This is a genomic window from Brevibacterium permense, from assembly GCF_025506275.1.
GTDB lineage: Bacteria > Actinomycetota > Actinomycetes > Actinomycetales > Brevibacteriaceae > Brevibacterium > Brevibacterium permense_A.
The window spans coordinates 1-465 of sequence record NZ_QYCP01000042.1; the positions used below are offsets into that span (position 1 = coordinate 1).

Here is a 465-nt window from a genome sequence, read left to right on the forward strand (position 1 = left end):
CTGCTGCACGTTGCGTAGCCACTCGACCAAGGCAATTTCCAGCCGCTCCGAGGATCGAGCCGCCTCGGTGTCGCTGTCCTCCGTCAACGGCACCGCCCGCCGAGACAGCACCGCCGGCCGGGGCCTGATCAAGTAATCCATCGAGATCCGCAGCGCCCGGGAAAGTCGTGCCAACTCCAGGCCGTCCAACCGCCGGGTGCCGGCCTCAACCTTTGCCAACATGGTGCGGTCAAGACCGACGGCGGCGGCAAGATCCTGCTGGGACATGGCCACGGACAGGCGTGCCTGACGCACTCGCTCGCCGATCTCGCCCCATGCCAACTCGTCAGCCATGGTGCGATAATCGCACATCAGCGCGCGACTGCGTGCGCGCATGCAACTCAGGGCTCGCGCATCCAGGTCTTCGGATCGGTGACGAAGACGCCCTTGCCCTGCTGCCGGCGGATCACCCGCAGGGCTTCGAGG

Annotated in this window: 1 protein-coding gene; it reads right to left on the reverse strand. The window is 66.7% G+C overall.

The annotated features are described in order from the left end of the window. The coding region (locus D3I60_RS01455) for a helix-turn-helix domain-containing protein (RefSeq protein WP_262774343.1) at positions 1 to 333 on the reverse strand (333 nt) is incomplete at its 3' end. Positions 334 to 465 lie beyond the last annotated feature (132 nt).